Below are 20,701 nucleotides of genomic sequence, written 5' to 3' on the forward strand. Positions count from 1 at the left end.
GAGAACAAGAATGGCTGTCAAGATCAGATTGTCCCGTGGCGGCGCCAAGAAGCGTCCGTTCTACCGTGTCGTCGTTGCCGATGCCCGCGCCATGCGCGATGGCGGCTTCATCGAGAAGATCGGCACCTACAACCCGATGCTGCCGAAGGACGACGAGAACCGCGTCCAGATCGACCTGGATCGCGCCAAACATTGGCTGGGTCACGGCGCGCAGCCGACGGACCGCGTGTCCAAGTTCCTTGAGAAGGCCGGCGTGATTGAGGCCAAGACCCGCAACAATCCGAAGAAGGCGAAGCCGGGTGCCAAGGCCCAGGAACGCCTGGATGAAGCGAAGATGAAGGAAGAAGAGGCCGCCCAGGCGAAGGCCGATGCCGAAGCGGCACCCGCTGAGGAAGCCCCGGCAGAGGAAGCCCCTGCCGAGGAAGCACCGGCGGAAGAAGCTGCGGCTGAAGAGAGTGCCGAGGAGAAGGCGTAGGCTCGATGGCCTGCGCGTCCTTTCATGGCTGAGAACCGGGTTCTTCTGGCTGCGATCACTGGCGCCCACGGCGTCAGCGGTCGCGTGCGCCTGAAGACCTTTACCGAGGAGCCCCGGTCGGTCGGCAGCTATGGCCCGCTGAGCGATGAATCCGGCGAACGCCGGTTCGAGATCAGGATCACCGGTTCGACGAAGGACGGGGTGATCGCAGAGATCGAGGGTGTCCGGAAGCGCGAAGCCGCCGAAGCGCTGAAGGGAACCGGCCTGTATGCCGAGCGGTCGGCGCTGCCGGAGCTTGAAGCCGAGGAAGACTTCTACCATGCCGACCTGATCGGCCTCACGGCAGAGACGACCGAAGGTCAGCGGCTTGGGACCGTGCGTGCGATCTATGATTTCGGGGCCGGCGATGTGCTGGATGTGAAGCCGTCGAAGGGCAAGGGGTACCTGCTGCCGTTCACCCGCGAGGTCGTGCCCGTCGTCGATCTGGAGAACGGGCGGCTGCAGATCGTCCTGCCCGACGAGATGGACGTGATGGACAGCGAAGAGGAGGCGGAAGAGCACTCTGAATGACCCACGCCGGGTTCGACGCGACGGTCCTGACGCTCTACCCGGACCTGTTTCCGGGGCCGCTGGGCATCGCCCTGTCGGGAAAAGCGCTGGAAACCGGGCTCTGGACGCTGAAAGTGGTGGACATCAGGGACCATGCTCATGATAAACACCGCTCGGTCGATGATACCCCGACGGGCGGTGGCGCGGGCATGGTCATGCGGCCCGATGTTCTGGCCTCTGCGATCGATGCCCACCATGTGGCCGGCAGGCCGCTGATCTATTTCAGCCCGCGCGGGCGGCGGATGGATCAGGCGCTGGTCGGGGAACTGAAGGCAGGGGGCGGCGCAACGCTGATCTGCGGACGGTTCGAAGGGGTCGATGAACGGGTGCTGGAAGCCCGTCCGGTGATGGAAGTCAGCCTGGGCGACTTCGTGCTGTCGGGTGGCGAATTCGCGGCCTTTGCGCTGCTGGATGCGGTGGTGAGGCTGTTGCCGGGGGTTGTCGGGAACGCCGACACGCTGGCGGAAGAGAGTTTTACGGACGGGCTGCTGGAATATCCGCAGTACACCCGGCCAAGGGAATGGGAGGGGAAAACCCCTCCGGACGTATTGTTGAGCGGCGACCATGCCCGCATCCGGAACTGGCGCAAGGCGGAAGCCGAGCGGATCACCAGGGAGCGGAGACCGGACCTCTGGCGGCGTTACAAAAAGGAAGAAGGACAGACCAATGAATCTGATTGACGAGATCGACCAGGCCGAAATCGCCCGTGTCACCGAAGGCAAGGAAATCCCGAGCTTTCAGCCCGGCGACAACGTGCGTGTGAACGTGCGCGTCACGGAAGGCAACCGCCAGCGCGTGCAGGCCTTCGAAGGCGTCTGCATCGCCCGGCGCAATCGTGGCCTGAACTCGGCCTTCACGGTGCGCAAGATCTCCTACGGTGAAGGTGTTGAGCGTGTGTTCCCGCTCTACTCGCCGATCATCGAGAGCATCGACGTGGTGCGCTATGGCAAGGTCCGCCGCGCGAAGCTGTATTACCTGCGTGGCCGCCGCGGCAAGTCCGCGCGTATCGCGGAACGTCGTGTGGAACGCGCCGCCAAGAAATAAGTGGAACGCGTCGTCTGGAAGCAGGCGGCATACAGCGCAAGAGTTTGACGGGGCCAGTGGTTCAGACCGCTGGCCCTTTCAGTTCAACGGTGTTGCCGTCGGGATCGGTGATGTAGATCGACGGACCTTCGCCCTCGGCACCGTAGCGCAGGCCCGCCTGATCCACGGCGACCGAATGCTTTTCCAGATGCGCCCGCACGGCGGCCTCATCCCACGGTTCTACGCGGACGCAGAAGTGATCCATGTTGGGACCGCTGACCTTTCTGTCGGCGGGCACCAGGTCGATCATGCAGGCCCCGGCCCGCATCTGCACCAGCCCGATGCTCTCGACTTCCCGCTCCACGTTGCAGCCCAGCACATCCCGGTAAAACGAAAGTGCGCGATCCATGTCCTGAACGTTCAGGACAACGTGGTCGATGTTTGCGATGCTGATGCCCATGGCGAAACTGTCCTCACTTCTGTTGATCGGTCTGATCTGGGTCGCTTCAGGATATTCGGCAATGGCCGAACCGCCCGATCCTCCCATCTCCGGCCTGCAATGGGCGACGCCCGCGATCCAGGAGATGCAGGCGGACGATTTCGCCAATCCGGGCATGTTCTGGCTCGAGCGGGGCGAAACAGCGTTTGCGACACCGGCAGGGCAGGCGGGCAAATCCTGTGCGAACTGCCACGCGGACGGCGATCTGGACGGCAAGGCCGCCGATTTCCCGAAGGTCGAAGGTGGCCGTGTGGTCAATCTGGCGGCGCGGATCAACCGCTGCCGGACGGATCAGATGGCCGCCGAGCCGTTGTCCCTCGAATCCGATCCGCTGCTGTCCTTGACCCTGTATGTGCGCAGCCTGTCGGCAGGCGATCCGATCTCCATCGCGATTGATGGCGACGCGGAACCGTTCTTCCGGAAGGGCGAGGCGCTCTATCACCAGCGCCGCGGGCAGATGAATCTGGCCTGTACGCAGTGCCACGACGACCGGCCCGGCGAATGGCTGCGCGGCGAACAGCTCAGCCAGGGGCAGATCAACGGTTTTCCGGCGTACCTGCTGCGCTGGTCCGGTGTCGGCTCTGCGCACCGCCGGTTCCGGTTCTGCGACGATCAGCGTATCGCCGAACCCCTGCCGCTGGGATCGGATGCGTATCTCGCGCTGGAACTCTACGTCGCGTGGCGGGGTAATGGCCTGCCGGTGGAGGTGCCTGCCGTGCGCCGATGAGGGAAACCTTGAGCAATCCCGTCTTTGACTCAAAGGGTCAAACGCACTGCGTGTCACCCCCGGTTTATCCGGGGGCCTTCCTGAATACCTGATACGCGCGGCGTTCGCTGAACCGCCCGTTGCCCCCGCACGGAGGCGGGGCTGACACCCTGTGTTGTTCGGTCTTTTCAATCCAACGCTGGACTGCCTTACCCGAACATGTCCTGCGTGATCGCCTGGTACCAGCCTTCGGCGTAGGCGGCCTCGGCGGCGCGGAAGTCCGCGTTGGCGTCCATGGGGCTCAACCCGCCCGATCCGTCGACGCCGACGATCCCGTCGGAGGTCGACCGGTACACCTTGGCGACCGAGATTCCGTAGTCCGGTGCGATCAGGCTGTAGCAGGTGTTGGCGAACGACCCTTCCGTGGGCGCGCGGCCTGTCAGGGCCGCGACGACATTGATCGCTGCGATCTTGCCCTGGCTGTTCGCCGAGAATCCCGACTTCGGCATTTCACCGGCGATGGCGGCGTCGCCGATGATGTGGACATCTGCGGCGACGGTGCTTTCGAAGGTGACCGGATCGACCGGACACCAGCCGTCCTTGTTGGTCAGGCCCGAGTTTCCGGCGATGACACCGGCGATGTTCGGCGGAATGAAATTGACGACATCGCCCCTGTGGATTTCGCCGAACGCGCTTTCCAGTTCCAGCGTATTGGCGTCGACGCGCACCACTTCGCCGTCATCGGCGGCGGAAAGATGCTCGATCATGCCGGGATAAAGCGCGTCCCAGGCCTGCTTGAACAGGGCCTCCTTCGAGAATTTCGGCTTGGGATCGAGGATCAGGATCTTCGACTTCGGCTTGTTGGTCTTCAGGTAGTGCGCGATCATGGAGGCGCGCTCGTAGGGCCCCGGCGGGCAGCGGAACGGGTTGGTCGGCGGCGAGATGATCACCAGTCCGCCATCGTCCATGGCCAGCAGCCGCTCGCGCAGGTCCCGCGTCTGCGGCCCCGCCTTCCAGCCGTGCGGCATCAGCCCCAGCGCGGCCTTGTCATAGCCCGGAATCGCATCCAGGCGAAGATCGATACCCGGCGACAGGATGGCCTTGTCATAGGTCAGGATCTGTCCGCCTGCGAGGCGGATGCGCTTGTTCGCGACATTGATCCGGCTCGCGCGCTTGTGGATGACCTCCACGCCCCATTTCTGCGTCAGCGTCTTGTAGCCGTGGCCGATCTCGTCCATCGACTTCAGACCGCCAAGCACCAGATTGCTGAACGGGCAGCTGTAGAAGACCCGCTTCTGCTCGACCAGCGCGACCGACAGGCTGGGGTCGATCCGCCGGATGTATTTGGCTGCGGTCGCACCGCCGAAGCCGCCGCCGACAACGACCACGTCGAAATGATCCTCGGCCCGTGCCTCGCCCGACACCATGATGGTGACGCCGGCCGCCAGCGCGCCCTTGCCCAGTTGCCTGCGTGAAATGCCGCTCATGGATCCGTCGGCTTCAGGCTTGAGAGATATCTGGCCATCGCAATGATCTCCTCTTCGCTGTAGCCCGTCGCGATCCGGCCCATGACGGTCGCCTGCCGCTCGCCGGACTTGAAGGCCAGCATCCGGTTGCGGATGTAGGCGAGGCTCTGGCCCTGCAGCGCCGGAATCGCGCCCGCGCCCTTCGCCTCCGGCCCATGGCAGGCCGCGCAGGACAGCGACAGCATCTCGCCGCGATCCATCTCCTGCGCATGTGGCATTGCAGCAGGCAGCATCAGCAGCGCGCCGATAATCAGCGCGGCCCTCACAGGCCCAGTCCCCGATAGACCGCATCCCGGAAGGCGCGGCGGATCGGATAGGCTTTCGACGGCATGTACTGCGTCATCAGGATCGCGGTCACATCCAGCTCCGGATTGTTGAAGAAGAAGGTCCCCGCCGCGCCCGACCAGCCGTATTCACCTGCCGGCCCACGGCTGCCTGCGGCCCCGGCATCAACCATCGTGCTCATGGTCAGGCCGAACCCGAAACCGCTCCATCGGTCGCCGCTGAACTCGGTGACGCCCATCGCCGCCATGTCGGCGCCCTCCGGCAGGTGGTTCGAGCGCATCTCGGCGATGGTCTCCGGCGCCAGAATGCCCTTGCCGCCTTCGGCCAGCATCCGCGCAAAGGCGAGATAATCGTCGACGGTCGAGACCAGGCCGCCACCGCCGGAGGGGAAATCGGGCGGGCTGAGAAAGCGGCTGCTGTCCCAGCGGTCCAGCGGCGGGTTCTCACCCTTGTCGGGTGCGGGATAGACCGAGCAGAAGCGGTTCACCTTGTCTGCGGGGACGTGGAATCCGGTATCGGCCATGCCCAGCGGTTCGAAGATTCGCTGCCGCAGGAACTGATCGAAGGGTTGGCCGCTCACGACCTCGACCAGGCGGCCCAGAACTTCCTGTCCCATGGAATAGTTCCAGCGTGTGCCGGGTTCGAACGCGATCGGCATGCTGGCCAGCTTGCCGATGACTTCTTCCATGGTGCCGCTGGAGCGCATGCCTTCCAGACCGTTGGCCTTGTAATGCTCGGTCAGCGGTCCGTCATAGGACAGCGGCAGGGTCAGGCCCGACGTATGGGTCAGCAGGTGCCGGATCGTGATCGGTGTGGTTGCCTCCGACAGCGCGCCGTCGTCGTCCATGATCTGCATCCGCGCAAACCCGGGGATGAAACCGGAAATCGGATCGTCCAGCGTCAAATGCCCCTCATCGCGCAGCATCATCACCGCGACACCGGTCATCGGCTTGGTCATGGAGAAGATGCGGAAGATCGTATCGCGCCGGGTCGGACGCCCCGTCTCACGATCCTGTACGCCATCCATGACCAGATGCCGGACGCCCGAACTGTCGGCGACGCAGGCCATGGCACCGGCCAGCCGTCCGTCGGAGACGTACTGGCCGATCAGATCGTCGAGTGCGTTGAATGAGCCTTGCAGCATTGCTTCTCCCCTCGTTGCGGCAATCATGGGACAATCCCGCGCACAACGAAAGGGAGGGGCACCATGAACATGGTCAGCAACGATCACAGGGTCGCGAGTGGACGGGAAGGTCTGAATGTCTTTCTGCGCAACAAGCACGTCGGCGATGGCGGGCAGACCCTGCTGATGGTGCATGGGGCCACCTATCCGGGGACGGTCATGTTCGATTATCCGGTCGAAGGTGTGTCCTGGATGGACTGGATGGCCGAACGCGGGTTCGATGTCTGGTGCATCGATCTGCTGGGCTACGGCAAGGCGGATCGGCCTGCGGAGATGGACGCGCCAGCCGGTGCCAGCGGGCCGATCGTCGATACTGGGGAGGCTGTGCGGGACGTGAAGCTGGCCATCGAATTCATTCTGAAGGAACGCGGGATCAGCCAGCTTGATCTGCTGGGTTATTCGTGGGGTACGGCCATCGGGGGTCAGGTTGCCGGCGAGGTGCCGGAGAAGATCAGGCGGCTGGTGCTGTCGGGCGCGCTCTGGCTGCGATCGGGCAATGTGCAGATCCAGGTGGACGGCGAGCTGGGCGCCTACCGGACCGTCACCGCGGATGCCGTCGTGAAACGCTGGACCATCAATCTGGATGAGGATCAGAAGGCCGCCATCGCGCCGGCGGCGCGGCTGCGCCAGTGGGCGGCGGATGCCGTTGCGACCGATCCCGATTCATCGCGCCATGATCCGCCGATGCTGCGCGCGCCGACCGGTGTGGTGAAGGACGTGATGCAGCACTGGCTGAAGGAGAATCCGACCTATGATCCCGCAGCGATTCGCTGCCCAACACAGGTTGTGGTCGGTGAATGGGATCATGAAACGACGCCGGAACAGGGGCGCGCGGTCTTCGACCGTCTGACCGGCACCGATACCCGTCGCTACACCGTGATCGGCGGGGGCACGCACTCGCTGCTGCTGGAGAACCAGCGACACCAGCTCTATGAGGTCACACGCTCGTTCCTGAGCGCGGACCTGACGGGCTGAGGCGGAACCCGTCAGACCGCGTCCGGTTGCTTCGACGGATGCGCGTCGGCGAAGGCTTTCATCTCGTTGCAGGCGGCCTCGATGCGCAGGAGCGTGGGGTAGGCGGACAGGTCCAGGTCGAACCGTCGCGCGAAGAACATCTGCGGGATCAGGCAGCTATCGGCGATGCCGGGGCTGTCGCCATGCATGAACCGGCCGGTCTCCGGCTCCCGGCTCAGGCGCTGTTCCAGACCGTCGAAACAGGCGCGGCACCAGTGTTCGATCCAGCGGGCGCGGCCATCCTTGCCGGCGCCCATCTCGTTCTCGACGAAGTTCAGCACGCGCACATTGGTCAGCGGATGCGTGTCCGCCGCCACGGCAAGCGCCAGACCCAGCACGCGCGCCCGGCCTGCCGCATCCGAAGGCACCATGGGCGGTTCGGGGTGCCTGGCGTCCAGATAGTCGATGATCGCCAGTGACTGGTACAACGTGGTGTCGCCGTCATGCAGGACAGGCATCAGCCCCGACGGGCTGAGTTCGCGAAAGGCTGGATCCCGCTGCTCGCCCTTTGTCAGATTGACGAAGCTGCGGGTCACCTCGATACCCTTCAGGTTCAGCACGATGCGCACCCGGTAGGCGGCGGACGAGCGATAGAAATCGATCAGATGCATCCTCAGATCATCCTCTGTTCGGGCGGCCAGACCACGGGAAACACGGGGCTGTCCATCAGGTCGCCGGGCTGGTGCGGGACGTCCTTGAAGGGCGGGGACATCTGGCCCTTGCGGCGGGCGAAGCGGGCGTCGTCCCCGGTCCAGCGAAAGGCCACGGCGCGGCGGCGGTGCTGGCCCCGGTTGCCCGGCGCGGCATGCAGCGTGCGGGCGTGGAAGACCACGCAATCGCCGGGTTCCAGCGCCCAGTTGAGGATACGGTATTTCGAGCGGTCGGCATCGATGTCGGGGACCGACGGCCCGTCGTGGTCTTCATAGTCGCGATGATCCAGGAAGTAGCGCGGCTTGAAATGTCCGCCGTCAATTTGGGATCCGGCAACGAATTCCATCGCCACGTCGGCGGGGACCGGATCCAGCGCGACCCAGGTCGAACCGACCTGATCGCCATCGACCACCCAGTAGGGCTGATCGTGGTGCCAGGGCGTCGGGTTCTCGGTGCCGGGATCCTTCACCAGGACATGCTCGTGAAACAGGTTCACCTTCGATGAACCGAACAGCATGGCCACCTTCTCGGCGATGCCGCTGTCGGTGACGAAGTCGCGATAGCCGTCGAACCGGTCCCAGTTGCAGTAGTCGCCGAAATAGAAGCCGCCCTCGCCTTCCTTCGTGTAGACCTTTCCCGTGGGGCCGGGATCGGCAATGTTCTGGTCCAGCGCCTCACGCAGGCGATCCAGCCAGCGGGCGTCGGCAACCTTCGGCAGCAGGATCGCGCCATCGCGCTGGAAGTCGTCGATCATCTGTTGCGTGGGCATCATCGGTCTGTCTCCTCAATCTGCCAGAACACTAGCTTCTGTCCGCGAGATGGGCAAAACCGAAGTTCGGTTTCGCCAAACCAGATCGGGTATCGGGAAACCGCAATGACGAACGGATGTTAACGCGGCATTAGGGCGCCGGCGGATAGTTTCGCCCCATTCTGTAACGAGTTTGCCGTGAGTGCCGTCGATGGTCACCGATGATGCGTCCATATTCTGGAGCCTTTCGAAGGCGTTCCTGCAAAATCTGACGCTGCTGATCGTCCTGGCCTATGCACTCAGCCTGATCTGGGCGCGTCTCGGACAGGCTGACAGCATCGTCCGGCAGAGCGTGCTGGGTCTCATTTTTTCTGTTGCATCAGTGGCCTGCATGAACATGCCGCTTGAGCCGCAGCCGGGCCTGCTGCTCGACCAGCGCGGGCTGATCCTGCTTTTCGCCGCGCCGTTCGGCGGCCCCTGGGCGGCGCTGATCGCGGGAGGCGTCACGGCGCTCTACAGAATTCATCTGGGTGGTGTCGGCATGTGGGCAGGGCTCGGCGCCATCGCGCTGACCGTGCCGCTGGGCATGCTGATCGCGCGCTACGGCGGCGGCTTGAAAACCGTGCGCAGCGCCGCGCTCGGGGGACTGCTGCTGGCGGCGGTGACGATTCCCTGGTTCCTGGCCGTCAGCGGTATCGGACCCGGCCTTCAGATGATCCAGAGCTATGGTCCGGTGTATCTGATCTTCTATCTGGTAGGCGCGATCGTGCTTTCCAGCATCCTGATGGTCGATCACCGCCGGAGGGAGTCGGAGCGCCGTCTGTTCGAAAGCGAGACCAAGCTGCGCGATGTGCTGGACGTCTCGACGGACTGGTTCTGGGAAGTGGATGCCGACCTGCGTTTCACCTTCTTCAGCGAAAGCTGCCGGCGCGTGTTCAGCAGGGATCCGTCCGCCTATCTGGGCAAGCGGCGGTCCGAGATCGCCTTGCCCGAACAACGTGCGGCGGTGCTCGAATATGAGGCGATGCTGCAACGCCGCGAACCGTTCGCCGACTTTACCTACGCCATGCTGCGTGCGGACGGCCGGATCCGCTATGTCAGCGTGTGCGGCAAGCCGGTCTACGACGCGGACGGCAACTTTGCCGGATACCGCGGCAGCGGCAGGGAAGTGACCGATGTTGTCCTCGCCAAGCAGGAGCTTGAGGCCGCGCTGAACGATGCCGAGGCCGCCAACAAGGCCAAGTCGCGCTTCCTGTCCCAGATGAGCCACGAACTCCGCACGCCGCTGAACGCCGTCATCGGTTTCGCCGATCTGATCCGCAACGAGGTTCGCGGTCCCGTCGGCAATCCCGGGTACCGCCAGGACGCCACCGATATCTACGAGAGCGGTCACCACCTGCTTGGACTGATCAATGACATTCTGGACCTGGCCAAGGTCGAGGCGGGCATGCTGGTGCTGGACAGGCAGGATCATGACGTGACCCGGATCGTCGATTCCTCGGTACGCATGATGCGCCAGCGCGCGCAGGAAGCCGGTATCTCCGTGACTGTTGCATCGCATGTCGATGACGCGACGGGGCGGGTCGACCAACGCGCGGCGAAGCAGATCGTGCTGAATCTGCTGACGAACGCGATCAAGTTCACCGAGCGCGGCGGTGTCATCGCAATCGCGGTGGAGGAGGCCGCCGCCGGAATGCTGCAGATCAAGATATCCGATACCGGCTGTGGCATCGCCCCGGACGAGATGGAGAAGGTCTTCCGTCCGTTCGAGCAGGCCGAGAACACCCGCACGCGGGCGATCGAGGGCACCGGTCTGGGGCTGCCGATCTGCAACGCGCTGGCCGAGGCGCATGGCGGCACCCTGCGCCTGGAAAGCCGGTTGGGGCAGGGGACGACGGTGCGGGTCACGCTGCCCCGCGCGAGGGCCCGTTTGGACGTCTCCGAAGCCCGCGTCGCCTGATCAGGTCCTGGCGTTCTTCTGCGTTTCCCGCCGGGTCGTGTAGACCGCCGCGGCAAAGATGATCGCCGCGCCGGCCCACATCCATTTGTCCGGCACTTCCGAGAATGCCCACCAGGCGGCCAGCGCCGAGACGGGCAGCCTGACGAAGTCGAAGACCTGGGTCAGGCTGGCCTCTCCGACGGAGACCGCGCGCTGGATGCCGTACATGTTCACGTTGGCCGCGATGCCGAGACCGATCAGCCAGAGCCACTGGTCTCCGGACGGCGACTCCCAGACGAACAGGGCCGGGATCAGGGACAGCGGCAGGTTGATCACGGACAGCAACAGGATGACCAGTTCGGGGCTTTCCGAGCTGGAAAGCTGCTTGCCCAGAATCACGACATAGGCAAACAGCACCGACGCCCCGATGGCAAGAAGGGCGCCGGGGCTGATGGCCTCGACGCCCGGTCTCAGGATGATCAGCATGCCTGCGAAACCGGTCGCCAGCGCCAGCCCTCTACGCCAGCCGATCTTCTCCTTCAACACGAACACGGCCAGCACCGTAGCGAACAGAGGCGATGTGAAGGTGATCGCCGTGGCTTCCCCGATGGGGATCAAGACCGCCGCGTAGAACAGCATGATCGACGAGGCGACCATGAACAGCGAGCGCAGCGTGAACATCGGCAGGCGGTCGGTCTTCAGACCGCTGATACCGACACGCAGGATCCAGGGTACGAACAGCAGAACCGCGAACATGTTGCGCCAGAAACTCAGGACGAAGATCGGCAGGTCGTCAGCCAGTTCCCTGATGATGACCATGATCGCGGCGAAACCGATGGCCGATACCAGCATCCAGAATGCAATGGCCAGCACGCTCGACGCTGCGGGGCGTATCATCCCCACAGGTCCCGGCTCGCGGGGCGGACAATCGATCCGTCGAAGGTCAGGCCGGGTTCGCGATCCTGTTTCAGCATCAGCGGGCCATCCACATCGACGAAGTCTGCGCCCTGGGCCACCAGCAGCGCGGGCGCCATGGCCAGGCTGGTCGCGACCATGCAGCCGACCATGACCTGAAACCCTTCGGCACGGGCCTTCTCGCGCAGCCGCAGCGCCTCCGTCAGACCGCCGGTCTTGTCCAGCTTGATGTTCACGATGTCGTACCGCCCCTTCAGGTCGGCGAGGCTGGCGCTGTCGTGGCAGCTCTCGTCGGCGCACACGGGTACCTTCCGGTCGACGTCGGCCAGGACTGCATCCTTGCCGGCGGGCAGGGGCTGTTCGACCATGCGCACATCCAGTTCCGCGAAGGCTTCGAACAGGCTCTCCAACTGCTCGGCCTTCCAGCCTTCGTTGGCGTCCACAACCAGCATGGAGTCGGGTGCAGCCTCGCGCACCGCGCGGGCACGGGCGATGTCGGCATCACCTTCGCCCAGCTTCAGCTTCAGCAGCGGCCGGTGTGCGTTGCGGCGGGCCTCCTCCGCCATCTTTTCCGGTGTCTCCAGCGTCACCGTGAATGCGGTGGTGACCGGTCCCGGTGCCGGCAGGCCGGCCAGTTCATGCACCGGCGTGCCGCTGAGGCGCGATTCCAGATCCCACATGGCACAGTCGACGGCATTGCGTGCCGCACCTGCCGTCATCATCGACAGCAGATCGGCCCGGCGCGCGCCGTCCTGGATGGCAGCGGTGGCGTCGTCGATCTGCTTCTCGACCTTCTCGAAGGTTTCACCGTAGCGGCGATAGGGGACGCATTCGCCGCGTCCGGTCGCGCCATCCTGCGTCAGCGACACCACCAGCACTTCGGCACGGGTCTTGGTGCCGCGCGAAATCCGGAATGTGCCGCGTATGGGCCATTCCTGCCGCTCGACGGTCAACCGCTTCAAGACAGCGCGTCCACCAGTCGCACGACACCGGTACGGACCGGATCCACGGTGGGCAGGCCGGTCTGTTTCTCGATATCCTCAAGGCACTTGCGAGCCGCTGCCTCATCCAGGGCGCTGGTGTTCACGGCGACCCCGATGCAGCGCGCGTCGGGGTTGGTCAGGGTTGCGGCCCTGACGTGCAGGTCGATACACGCCTGCAGATCGGGAATCGGGTGCTCGACGTTCCGCATTTTCGTGCGGGTCGGTTCATGGCACATCACCAGCGCGTCCGGCTGGCTGCCATGGATCAGGCCGATGGTGACTCCGGCGAACGAGGGGTGGAACAGCGATCCCTGGCCCTCGACGACGTCCCAGTGGTCCGGATCGGCGGTGGGGCTGAGGGTTTCGGTGGCACCCGAGATGAAGTCGGAAATCACGGCGTCGATGGACACGCCGCTGCCGACGATCAGGATGCCGGTCTGGCCCGTGGCGCGGAAGTCGGCGGCCATGGCGCGCTTCTGCATCTCGGCGTGGATCGCCAGCGAGGTGTACATCTTGCCGACCGAACAGTCCGTGCCGACGGTCAGCAGCCGCTTGCCCGAGCGCTTCGTGCCCTTGCCCGTCGGGAATGTGCCGTCGGCGTGACGCACATCGAACAGCTTGCGATCGAGGCGCTCCGCCGTCTCGACGATGCGGGAGCTGCTGGTCAGGCGCTGATGCAGGCCGGACGCGACATCCATGCCGGCTTCCAGCGCCTCCACAATGGCATCGATCCAGTGGTCCGGCAGCACACCGCCCGGATTGACGGCACCGATCACCAGCGTCCGTGCCCCGGCCTGCGCGCCCTCGGCGATGGTCATGTCGGGCAGGCGCAGATCGGCGTGGCAGTCTTCGAAACGGACCTGACCGATGCAGTCGTCCTTGCGCCAGTGCACCACACCGGTTGCGGTCTTGGCCGCCAGCTGATCGTGCACGTCGCCCAGAAACATCAGATATGGGGCAAGAATATCGATATCTGACATCAGTCGCTGCCCTCCGATCTGGCGATTTCGGCCTTCAGCCGGTCCATCTCGTCCGCCGAAAGCTGCAGGAAGCTTTCCTCGCTCCAGCGGCGGTAGTTGCCCTGTGCGTAGGCGATCGCATTCTCGTAGTACAGAAACGCGTTCATGCGGTTCGGCAGTTCGTTGTTGCGGGTCGCCTTGATCGCGGCGGGCACGCCGACGACGATGGAATTGGCCGGGATCTTCTGACCTTCGCGGACGAAGGCGTTCTGGCCGACGATGCAGTTGTCGCCGATCACCGCACCATCCGCGACCACGGCATTGATTCCGATCAGGCAGGCATCGCCGACGGTGCAGCCGTGGATCGTGCAGTGGTGGGTGACCGAGCAGTCCTCGCCGATGATCGAGTCCGAACCGGACCCGACATGGACCATCGTGAAGTCCTGGATGTTGGTACGGCGGCCGATGACGATCTGCTGGCTCTCGGCGCGCATCACGACGTTGGGCCAGACCGACACGCCTTCCTCGATACGGACCTTGCCGTAGATCTGGACGGTGTCGTGGATATAGGCGGGGTTGTTGAGCACAACATCGGGACCGTGGATCGGCATCATGTCTCCTCAGCGCAGGGGAATTTTCGACAGTCGCAGCAGCGTCGCATGACAGTACGGTTTTGCAAAGCGAATGGCATCTATTCGACGGGGCCTGTCACGACTTCCGGCGTGAACGCATTGGCGGCTGTGAAAGCCCTGTCCAGTTGCTCGATCGACAGCGGCCCCTTCAGTTCCGTTGCCAGGTCGCGCGCCTCTGGATGTCCCGCCCGGACCGCCAGTATGGCATAGGTCATGGCGCCCACCGGATCAGGCTTGATGCTTTCGCCCAGATGGATGCGACGCGCCAGATGCTCCAGCCCGCCCGGGTGCCCCTGCAGCGCGGCACGGCGGAACCATTCGGTGGATTTCACCTCGTCCGGTTCGACGCCGTCACCATCGCGATAGCGTTTGCCCATGTTGTACTGGGCCTTGGCAAAACCCGATTCTGCCGCGCTTCGGATGTGTTCGACCGCGGTTTCGGGGTCTGCATCGACACCCAGCCCGTATTCATACATCTTGCCAAGCGTGAAGCGGGCTTTCACCAGACCTGAGTCCGCGGCGCGGTTCAGATGGAACAAGGCCGTCTCAAGGTCGCCGGACCCGCTGCCGTCGCCGGCCAGTTCGATCTCCAGCAGGGCCAGCGCGTGGTCGGCCTCGCTCAGGCCCTGATCGGCGGCCATCCGCCACCAGCGGCGGGCCTCGTCGCGGTCGGGTGCCGTGCCGAGACCCTCGTCATGCAGCAGTCCGACGTTGAACTGTGCATGCAGATCGCCCTCCTCGGCCAGTTCGGTCCAGATTTCGAGCGCGCGTTCGAAGTCACCCGTGGCGAAGGCCGCGCGACCGGGATCGACGGTCTGGGCCTGCGCTGCCAGAGGCAGGCAGACGGCACATGCCAGAACCGCCTGCCTCATCCGAGACAGGCCTTTTCCGGCCAGATCCGTGAAACTGCAGAAAACCATCGATCCCTCCGCCACGCAGAGGGGAAACTGTCATGAAGATCAGCTTGCGTGCAACTGGTGTATGTTGTCGCCCGATTCCAGCGACGGGGCTTCCAGACCCCAGTCGGAGGTCGCGAGCCACTCGGTCAGTTCGTCGGCGGGCACCGGGCGGGACATGTAATAACCCTGTGCGACGTCGCAGCCGATCTCGGTCAGCGCGGAAAGGGTGCGCAGATCCTCGACGCCTTCGGCCACCACCTTCAGGCCAAGGTTGTGACCCAGTTCGATCAGCGACGAAACGATCACCCAGTCATCGGGCGACTGCGACATGCCCAGTACAAAGGACTTGTCGACCTTGATTTCCTGCACGGGCAGCCGCCGGATGTAGGACAGGCAGGTGTAGCCGGTGCCGAAGTCGTCGATCGAGATGCCGACTCCCAGCGCGTCCAGGCCTTCGAGAGTCGTCGTGGCGCGCCCGACGTCCAGGATGATCGCGCTTTCGGTGATCTCGATCATGACCCGGGAGGGTTCGGCGGACCATTTCTCCAGCATGCGGGCGACGTGGCCGGGCAGCCTGGGGTTCTGAAGGGTCTTGGCGGACACATTGACCGCGACGGACAGATCGATGCCCTCGGCGCGCCAGGCCGCCTGCTGCGCCAGCGTATGGTTGAGCACGTGAACCGTGAGCCGGTCGATCAGGCCCGCGTCCTCGGCCAGCGGAATGAATGCATCCGGGAAGACCATGCCGCGTGTCGGATGCCGCCAGCGCACCAGCGCCTCGACGCCGTCGATGCGGCCCTTTTCCAGGTCGATCTTGGGCTGGAAGGTGACGAAAAGCTGCCGGTCGCCGTCGTTGAGGGCGCGCCGCAGATCCTCGACCAGCGGACGCCGCGTGCTCTCGTCGCTCGCGCCGCCCGCGAAGTGAATGGCGAAGCGCAGGTCCGTGCGGCGGCCGTCGCGCATCGCGTTCTCGGCGCGGACCATCAGGTGCGATGCCCGCGTGGCATGCTGCGGATAGAAGGCGATGCCGATGCGGACGCCGATGGTGAAGCTGTGATCGCCGATCTCGAACGGAGATTCCAGCGCCTTGATCAACTTCTGAGCGGCCTGTTCGGCACCCTCCATCGTTGCGCCGGTGGGCAGGACGGCCGCGAATTCATCGTCGCCGATGCGCGCCAGCGTGTCGGAGCGGCGCAGGGTTTCGCTCATACGCTGCGCCAGCTGCTGCAGCAGCACGTCGCCGATTTCGTGCCCCATCTCGCCGTTGATGCGGTTGAAGCCGTTGATGTTCAGGGTCAGCAGGGCGACCGGGTCGCGCTGGCGTTCGGACATCGACAGGGCCTGCTCCAGTCGGTCGAAGAACAGCGAGCGGTTCGGCAGCCCCGTCAGGTGATCGTGCAGCGCATTGAAGGCGCGCTGGTTCTCGGCCAGCGACAGCGCGCGTTCGGTGCGTGCGGTGCGCGTCGCGTTCCAGATCGCGCGCACCACCTTGTCGATGCGCAGGTCGTCGGAGTTGATGCAGTCGGCAATGTCAGAACGCAGCAGGCCGACCATGTCGTTGGAGGAGAGCCTGTCGGCGACCACGATGATCGGGACCGTCATTTTCTGGTCGTTCAGCGTGTTCTTGAGTTCGAGCGCGGATTGCGCGTCTTCCTGAACATCGAAGAGAATGCAGTCATATTCACCGACGTCCAGCGCCATCACGGCTTCGGACGCGTTCATGACCCGCTCGGCGACGACGCTCGCTCCGGAAACGCTCAGGCGCGGTGCGATGTTGTCCAGAATACTGGGTCCGTCGGCGATGGTCAGAACCTGAAAACGGCCTTTGTGCATGCCCGGTCTCGACTTTGTTTCCACCTCATTACCTGCGCCGTTCTGCGCGGTCCGGGCTTCTGAGAGGCGAATTTTTCGACCTCGGAAATGGAACCTCGTCCCGAAGGAGCAAGGAACTACGCTCCGGTTGTAGCCGTGCGGCGTAAACAAGTGCTTAACCGGGTAGCAACCCGGCCTTCATCCGCGAAGTCCCGAAATCAGAAGGTCTTGTCGAGCTTCATGTAGGCGTAGCGGTCCGCGGAGATAACCTTGACGCGCGCGACATGGTCCTGCCTGCCGAGGGTGAGCGGCACCTCGACGCCGGGCAAACCCTGACTCCAGACGGTTTCCAGAAACTCGGCCATCGTGCGGATGCGCTGACCGCCGACCTCCAGTACCACGTCACCGCGACGCACCCCGGATGCGGCGGCGGGGCCGTCGGGGGCGACGTATGTCACTACCACATAGCCCCTATGATCGGAGGTGAAGATCCCCAGCCACGGTCGGTTGGACGCGGCGGAGCGGCCTTCGGTCAGCAGTTCCGCCAGGATCGGCTTCAGGGCATTGACGGGCACGAACATGGTGCCGGGCAGCCTCTTTGGCCGCCGCTGCGCATCTTCCGCAAACAGCGAGCCGATCCCGAGCAGTTCGCCTTCGGCTCCGATCAGCGCCGCGCCTTGCCAGGCCGCATGCGGCGGGGAAACGAACAGCGCATCCTCCAGCAGATATTCCCAGTAGCCGGTGAAGCGCCGCACATCGACGACGGCGCCGGGCTGCGCGCTTTCGATGCCGGGTTCCGTTGCGACCAGGACCGGATCGCCTTTCACGACGGCGGCGGAATCGCCCAGCCGGATGGGCGGTCGGCCCAGCGCCTGCTGCGCGCGTACCAGTCCGAGACCCGTATCGTAGTCATAGGCAATGATCTCGGCGGCGACGGGCGCACCGTCGGCGTTGGTCACGGTCACGGCCATGGCCTCCAGCACCAGATAGCCGATGGTGAGAACCAGCCCGGAGTCGTCGATGACCACGCCGCTGCCCGTGCGCTGTGTGCCCAGAAACCCGGCTGTCCGGGCGTCGCCCGGTACTTCCGCATCGATCCGGACGACCGCCTCGATCGCGCGTTCGACGGGGTTCCTTTCCTGTGCCTGTACCAGGTGTCCGGTACAGATCATGACCACTGCTGCCACGATCACGGCGGCTGAGGGAAAAGATCGTACGATCAGGTTGGTGCTTGTCATGGGAATGCCTCCACGTTCAGGATCGTAGCCTGCGAACCTGCCGAGCGCCATTGTGCGTCGATCACGCTTCAGAGACGGGGAAACATCGATGACCGTGCCACAACCCGCCAAGGTCGGGGACCGGATCAAGGAGATCGATACGCCGGCGCTTCTGCTGGATCTGGAGGTCCTGGAACGCAACATCGTGCGCATGCAGAAGCTGGCGGATGCTGCCGGTGTCGCGCTCAGGCCGCATGCGAAGTCGCACAAATCCGCGGACATCGCGCTGAAACAGATCGCCGCCGGTGCCGTGGGGCTGTGTGCGCAGAAGGTCTCCGAGGCGGCCCTGCTGGTGGCCAACGGCGTGGGCGACGTTCTGGTCTCCAACCAGGTGGTGGGCGCGCGCAAGATCGGGCAGCTGGCGTCGCTGGCGACCCGTGCCCGCATCGGGGTCTGCGTCGACGATCCGGGCAATGTTGAACAGATCGCGCAGGCGGCACGCCACTTCGGCGGGCATATCGAGATGCTGGTGGAAGTCGATGTGGGCATGGGGCGGTGTGGCGTCGATCCGGCGGACGCGCCGGGACTGTGCCAGAAGATCATCGCGACCGAGGGTGTCGGTTTCGGCGGCCTGCAGGCCTACAACGGGCGGGCGCAGCACGTCCGTTCTCACGCGGATCGGGGCGCGGCGATCGAAGCCAGCGCCACCGCAGTGCGCAGGGTTCTGTCCGATCTGGAGGCCAGCGGCGTTGCCTGTCCGCGTGTCACTGGCGCGGGAACCGGGACGTTCGAGTTCGAGGCTGCCAGCGGACTCTGGAACGAACTGCAGTGCGGCTCGTATGTCTTCATGGATGCCGACTACTCCCGGAACCTTGACGAGCGGGGCACGGAGATCGACACTTTCGGACACAGCCTGTTCATCCTCGCGGGGGTGCTGAGCATTGCGCAGCCGGGCCGCGCGGTCGTGGACGCAGGTCTGAAATGTCTCTCCGTCGATTCAGGTCTGCCGGTCGTGTCCGGTCTCGCGGGGGCCGTCTATGCCGGTGCATCGGACGAGCACGGCACCCTGACGACCGGTGACGGCAACGGGCCGGCGCTGGGCGATCAGGTGCGGCTGATACCGGGTCATTGCGATCCGACGGTCAATCTTCATGACTGGTATGTTGGCGTGCGCGGTGACACAGTCGAGGCTGTCTGGCCGGTCACGGCCCGGGGCGCGATGTTCTAGCGGCGGACGTTCTTGGGGAAATCACGATGACACATGTTTTCAGGCGTCAGATCGGACATGAACCGCCGGTGGCGAGTCACGGCGACGGGGTCTTCATCGTCGCGAAGGATGGCCGCCGCTATCTGGATGCGTCGGGCGGCGCGGCGGTTTCCTGTCTTGGCCACAGCGATCAGTCGGTGATCGCGGCGATCAGGGACCAGCTCGACAGCATTCCTTTCGCGCACACGGGATTCTTCACCACCGATGCCGCCGAGAAACTGTGCACGCGTCTGGCCGAGGCCGCACCGGGGGATCTGAACCGTGTCTACCTGCTGTCTGGCGGGTCGGAAGCGACCGAGGCAGCGCTGAAGCTGGCGCGGCAGTATTATCTGGAGAAGGGCGAACCGGACCGGGCTCACTTCATCGCCCGGCATCAGAGCTATCACGGCAATACGGTCGGTGCGCTGTCGATCGGCGGCAACATGGCCCGGCGCGCGCCATATCAGCCGATCCTGAAGGACTGGAGCCATGTCAGCCCCTGCTTCGCCTATCGCGGTCAGCACGTCGGAGAGAGCGACGAGGCCTACACGGACCGGCTCGCCGACGAACTCGACCGCGAGATCGAACGCATCGGCAGCGGCAGGGTGGCCGGGTTTCTCGCCGAACCGGTTGTCGGCGCGTCTCTGGGCGCAGCACCGGCGGTCGCGGGCTATTTCAAGAAGATCAGGGCGGTGCTGGACCGGCACGGCGTGCTGATGATCCTGGACGAGGTGATGTGCGGCATGGGCCGGGTCGGCACCCTGTACGCCTGCGAGCAGGAAGGCGTTGTGCCCGACATCCTCACCTGTGCGAAGGGTTTGGGTGCCGGATATCAGCCCATCGGCGCGATGATCGTTTCCGAGGCGCTGTACCAGACCATTGCAGAAGGTTCCGGGGCCTTCCAGCACGGCCACACGTATATGGGGCACCCGGCAGCCGCAGCCTGCGCGCTGGCCGTCAACCGCCGGCTGGTGGACGATGGGCTGGTTGCGGGCGTGCACGCGAAGGGCGCCTATCTGGAGAACCGGCTGACCGAGCGACTGGGCAACTCCCCGCACATCGGCGACATCCGCGGGCGCGGGCTGTTTCTGGGTATCGAACTGGTGAAGGATCGCGAGACGAAATCTCCCTTCGATCCGAAGTCGAAGCTGAATGCGAGAATCCGGGAGGAGGCGCTGCGCCGTGACATGATCTGCTATCCTGGCGGCGGAACGGTGGATGGCACGGCAGGGGACCATGTGCTGCTGGCGCCGCCCTACATCATCTCGGAAGTGGAGATGGATGAGATCGCAGGGCGGCTGGGCGATGCCATCGAGGCCGCGATCGAAGCCGTGGGCGGCGCAGCATCGTGACAGTGACAGCGGTACAGAAGCGCACGGC

22 protein-coding genes are annotated in these 20,701 nt (G+C 64.7%); 9 read left to right on the top strand and 13 right to left on the bottom strand.

Features of this window, described 5'->3' with window-relative positions; translation table 11 throughout:
* Positions 1 to 10: 10 nt before the first annotated feature.
* The 4 genes from rpsP to rplS are packed head-to-tail and all read left to right on the top strand — an operon-like array spanning position 11 to position 2,128.
* On the top strand, positions 11 to 475 hold the full coding sequence (gene rpsP / locus ACN0X7_RS01545) for a 30S ribosomal protein S16 (protein WP_417513380.1): 465 nt from the start codon (positions 11 to 13) through the stop codon (positions 473 to 475).
* 24 nt (positions 476 to 499) lie between these two features.
* Positions 500 to 1,045: a ribosome maturation factor RimM gene (gene rimM, locus ACN0X7_RS01550; RefSeq protein WP_417513382.1), complete on the top strand. Its 546-nt coding sequence runs from the start codon at positions 500 to 502 to the stop codon at positions 1,043 to 1,045.
* Positions 1,042 to 1,764, top strand: coding sequence for a tRNA (guanosine(37)-N1)-methyltransferase TrmD (trmD, locus tag ACN0X7_RS01555; protein ID WP_417513384.1), 723 nt, complete (start codon positions 1,042 to 1,044; stop codon positions 1,762 to 1,764). Before rimM ends, trmD begins: the two co-directional genes overlap by 4 nt.
* Positions 1,751 to 2,128: a 50S ribosomal protein L19 gene (rplS, locus tag ACN0X7_RS01560; protein ID WP_417513386.1), complete on the top strand. Its 378-nt coding sequence runs from the start codon at positions 1,751 to 1,753 to the stop codon at positions 2,126 to 2,128. Before trmD ends, rplS begins: the two co-directional genes overlap by 14 nt.
* A 61-nt stretch (positions 2,129 to 2,189) precedes the next feature.
* Here the strand turns inward: rplS and ACN0X7_RS01565 are convergent, their stop codons facing one another.
* Positions 2,190 to 2,567, bottom strand: coding sequence for a VOC family protein (locus ACN0X7_RS01565; protein ID WP_417513388.1), 378 nt, complete (start codon positions 2,565 to 2,567; stop codon positions 2,190 to 2,192).
* 61 nt (positions 2,568 to 2,628) lie between these two features.
* Here ACN0X7_RS01565 and soxA point away from each other — a divergent pair, with 61 nt between their 5' ends.
* Positions 2,629 to 3,333 carry a sulfur oxidation c-type cytochrome SoxA gene (soxA, locus tag ACN0X7_RS01570; protein ID WP_417513390.1) on the top strand — a complete coding sequence of 235 codons (705 nt, stop codon included), beginning with the start codon at positions 2,629 to 2,631 and terminating at the stop codon, positions 3,331 to 3,333.
* Between the two features lie 188 nt (positions 3,334 to 3,521).
* Here the strand turns inward: soxA and ACN0X7_RS01575 are convergent, their stop codons facing one another.
* Genes ACN0X7_RS01575 through ACN0X7_RS01585 form a run of 3 tightly spaced genes read right to left on the bottom strand, consistent with a single transcriptional unit; the run spans position 3,522 to position 6,267 of the window.
* A complete protein-coding gene (locus ACN0X7_RS01575; RefSeq protein ID WP_417513392.1) occupies positions 3,522 to 4,799 on the bottom strand; it encodes an FCSD flavin-binding domain-containing protein in 1,278 nt (425 codons plus the stop codon).
* Positions 4,796 to 5,104: a c-type cytochrome gene (locus ACN0X7_RS01580; RefSeq protein WP_417513394.1), complete on the bottom strand. Its 309-nt coding sequence runs from the start codon at positions 5,102 to 5,104 to the stop codon at positions 4,796 to 4,798. Before ACN0X7_RS01580 ends, ACN0X7_RS01575 begins: the two co-directional genes overlap by 4 nt.
* Positions 5,101 to 6,267 (bottom strand): serine hydrolase domain-containing protein, encoded by a 1,167-nt coding sequence (locus ACN0X7_RS01585; RefSeq protein WP_417513396.1) that lies wholly within the window; start codon positions 6,265 to 6,267, stop codon positions 5,101 to 5,103. The genes ACN0X7_RS01580 and ACN0X7_RS01585 overlap by 4 nt, the downstream gene beginning before the upstream one ends.
* A 63-nt stretch (positions 6,268 to 6,330) precedes the next feature.
* On the opposite strand from ACN0X7_RS01585, the gene ACN0X7_RS01590 reads away from it, so the two are divergent.
* Positions 6,331 to 7,281 carry an alpha/beta hydrolase gene (locus ACN0X7_RS01590; RefSeq protein ID WP_417513398.1) on the top strand — a complete coding sequence of 317 codons (951 nt, stop codon included), beginning with the start codon at positions 6,331 to 6,333 and terminating at the stop codon, positions 7,279 to 7,281.
* 11 nt (positions 7,282 to 7,292) lie between these two features.
* On the opposite strand, the gene maiA is transcribed toward ACN0X7_RS01590, so the two are convergent.
* Together maiA and ACN0X7_RS01600 are read right to left on the bottom strand one after the other, a co-directional pair.
* On the bottom strand, positions 7,293 to 7,931 hold the full coding sequence (maiA, locus tag ACN0X7_RS01595; protein ID WP_417513400.1) for a maleylacetoacetate isomerase: 639 nt from the start codon (positions 7,929 to 7,931) through the stop codon (positions 7,293 to 7,295).
* Between the two features lie 2 nt (positions 7,932 to 7,933).
* Positions 7,934 to 8,743 carry a phytanoyl-CoA dioxygenase family protein gene (locus tag ACN0X7_RS01600; protein WP_417513402.1) on the bottom strand — a complete coding sequence of 270 codons (810 nt, stop codon included), beginning with the start codon at positions 8,741 to 8,743 and terminating at the stop codon, positions 7,934 to 7,936.
* A 187-nt stretch (positions 8,744 to 8,930) separates the two neighbouring features.
* On the opposite strand from ACN0X7_RS01600, the gene ACN0X7_RS01605 reads away from it, so the two are divergent.
* Positions 8,931 to 10,679, top strand: coding sequence for an ATP-binding protein (locus tag ACN0X7_RS01605; protein WP_417513404.1), 1,749 nt, complete (start codon positions 8,931 to 8,933; stop codon positions 10,677 to 10,679).
* Here ACN0X7_RS01605 and ACN0X7_RS01610 read toward each other — a convergent pair whose 3' ends face one another.
* From ACN0X7_RS01610 to ACN0X7_RS01640, 7 genes are all read right to left on the bottom strand, one after another.
* The gene (locus ACN0X7_RS01610) at positions 10,680 to 11,555 is read right to left on the bottom strand and encodes a DMT family transporter (RefSeq protein ID WP_417513406.1); all 876 of its coding nucleotides are present in this window, start codon (positions 11,553 to 11,555) and stop codon (positions 10,680 to 10,682) included.
* Entirely contained in the window at positions 11,552 to 12,535 is a 984-nt protein-coding gene (gene dgcA, locus ACN0X7_RS01615; protein ID WP_417513408.1) for an N-acetyl-D-Glu racemase DgcA, read from the bottom strand. Before dgcA ends, ACN0X7_RS01610 begins: the two co-directional genes overlap by 4 nt.
* Positions 12,532 to 13,527 carry an N-acetyltransferase DgcN gene (dgcN, locus tag ACN0X7_RS01620; RefSeq protein WP_417513713.1) on the bottom strand — a complete coding sequence of 332 codons (996 nt, stop codon included), beginning with the start codon at positions 13,525 to 13,527 and terminating at the stop codon, positions 12,532 to 12,534. The genes dgcA and dgcN overlap by 4 nt, the downstream gene beginning before the upstream one ends.
* Positions 13,528 to 13,535: 8 nt before the next feature.
* On the bottom strand, positions 13,536 to 14,126 hold the full coding sequence (locus ACN0X7_RS01625; protein WP_417513410.1) for a gamma carbonic anhydrase family protein: 591 nt from the start codon (positions 14,124 to 14,126) through the stop codon (positions 13,536 to 13,538).
* Positions 14,127 to 14,206: 80 nt separating this feature from the next.
* Entirely contained in the window at positions 14,207 to 15,067 is an 861-nt protein-coding gene (locus ACN0X7_RS01630) for a tetratricopeptide repeat protein (protein ID WP_417513412.1), read from the bottom strand.
* 39 nt (positions 15,068 to 15,106) lie between these two features.
* Positions 15,107 to 16,879 carry a putative bifunctional diguanylate cyclase/phosphodiesterase gene (locus ACN0X7_RS01635; RefSeq protein WP_417513415.1) on the bottom strand — a complete coding sequence of 591 codons (1,773 nt, stop codon included), beginning with the start codon at positions 16,877 to 16,879 and terminating at the stop codon, positions 15,107 to 15,109.
* 197 nt (positions 16,880 to 17,076) lie between these two features.
* On the bottom strand, positions 17,077 to 18,096 hold the full coding sequence (locus tag ACN0X7_RS01640) for a S1C family serine protease (protein WP_417513417.1): 1,020 nt from the start codon (positions 18,094 to 18,096) through the stop codon (positions 17,077 to 17,079).
* A gap of 88 nt (positions 18,097 to 18,184) precedes the next feature.
* Here ACN0X7_RS01640 and ACN0X7_RS01645 point away from each other — a divergent pair, with 88 nt between their 5' ends.
* Both ACN0X7_RS01645 and ACN0X7_RS01650 read left to right on the top strand, forming a co-directional pair.
* Positions 18,185 to 19,303: a DSD1 family PLP-dependent enzyme gene (locus ACN0X7_RS01645; RefSeq protein WP_417513419.1), complete on the top strand. Its 1,119-nt coding sequence runs from the start codon at positions 18,185 to 18,187 to the stop codon at positions 19,301 to 19,303.
* Between the two features lie 26 nt (positions 19,304 to 19,329).
* Positions 19,330 to 20,673: an aspartate aminotransferase family protein gene (locus ACN0X7_RS01650; protein ID WP_417513421.1), complete on the top strand. Its 1,344-nt coding sequence runs from the start codon at positions 19,330 to 19,332 to the stop codon at positions 20,671 to 20,673.
* Positions 20,674 to 20,701: the final 28 nt, after the last annotated feature.

It is taken from the genome of Minwuia sp., assembly GCF_048263705.1.
Classification (GTDB): domain Bacteria; phylum Pseudomonadota; class Alphaproteobacteria; order Minwuiales; family Minwuiaceae; genus Minwuia.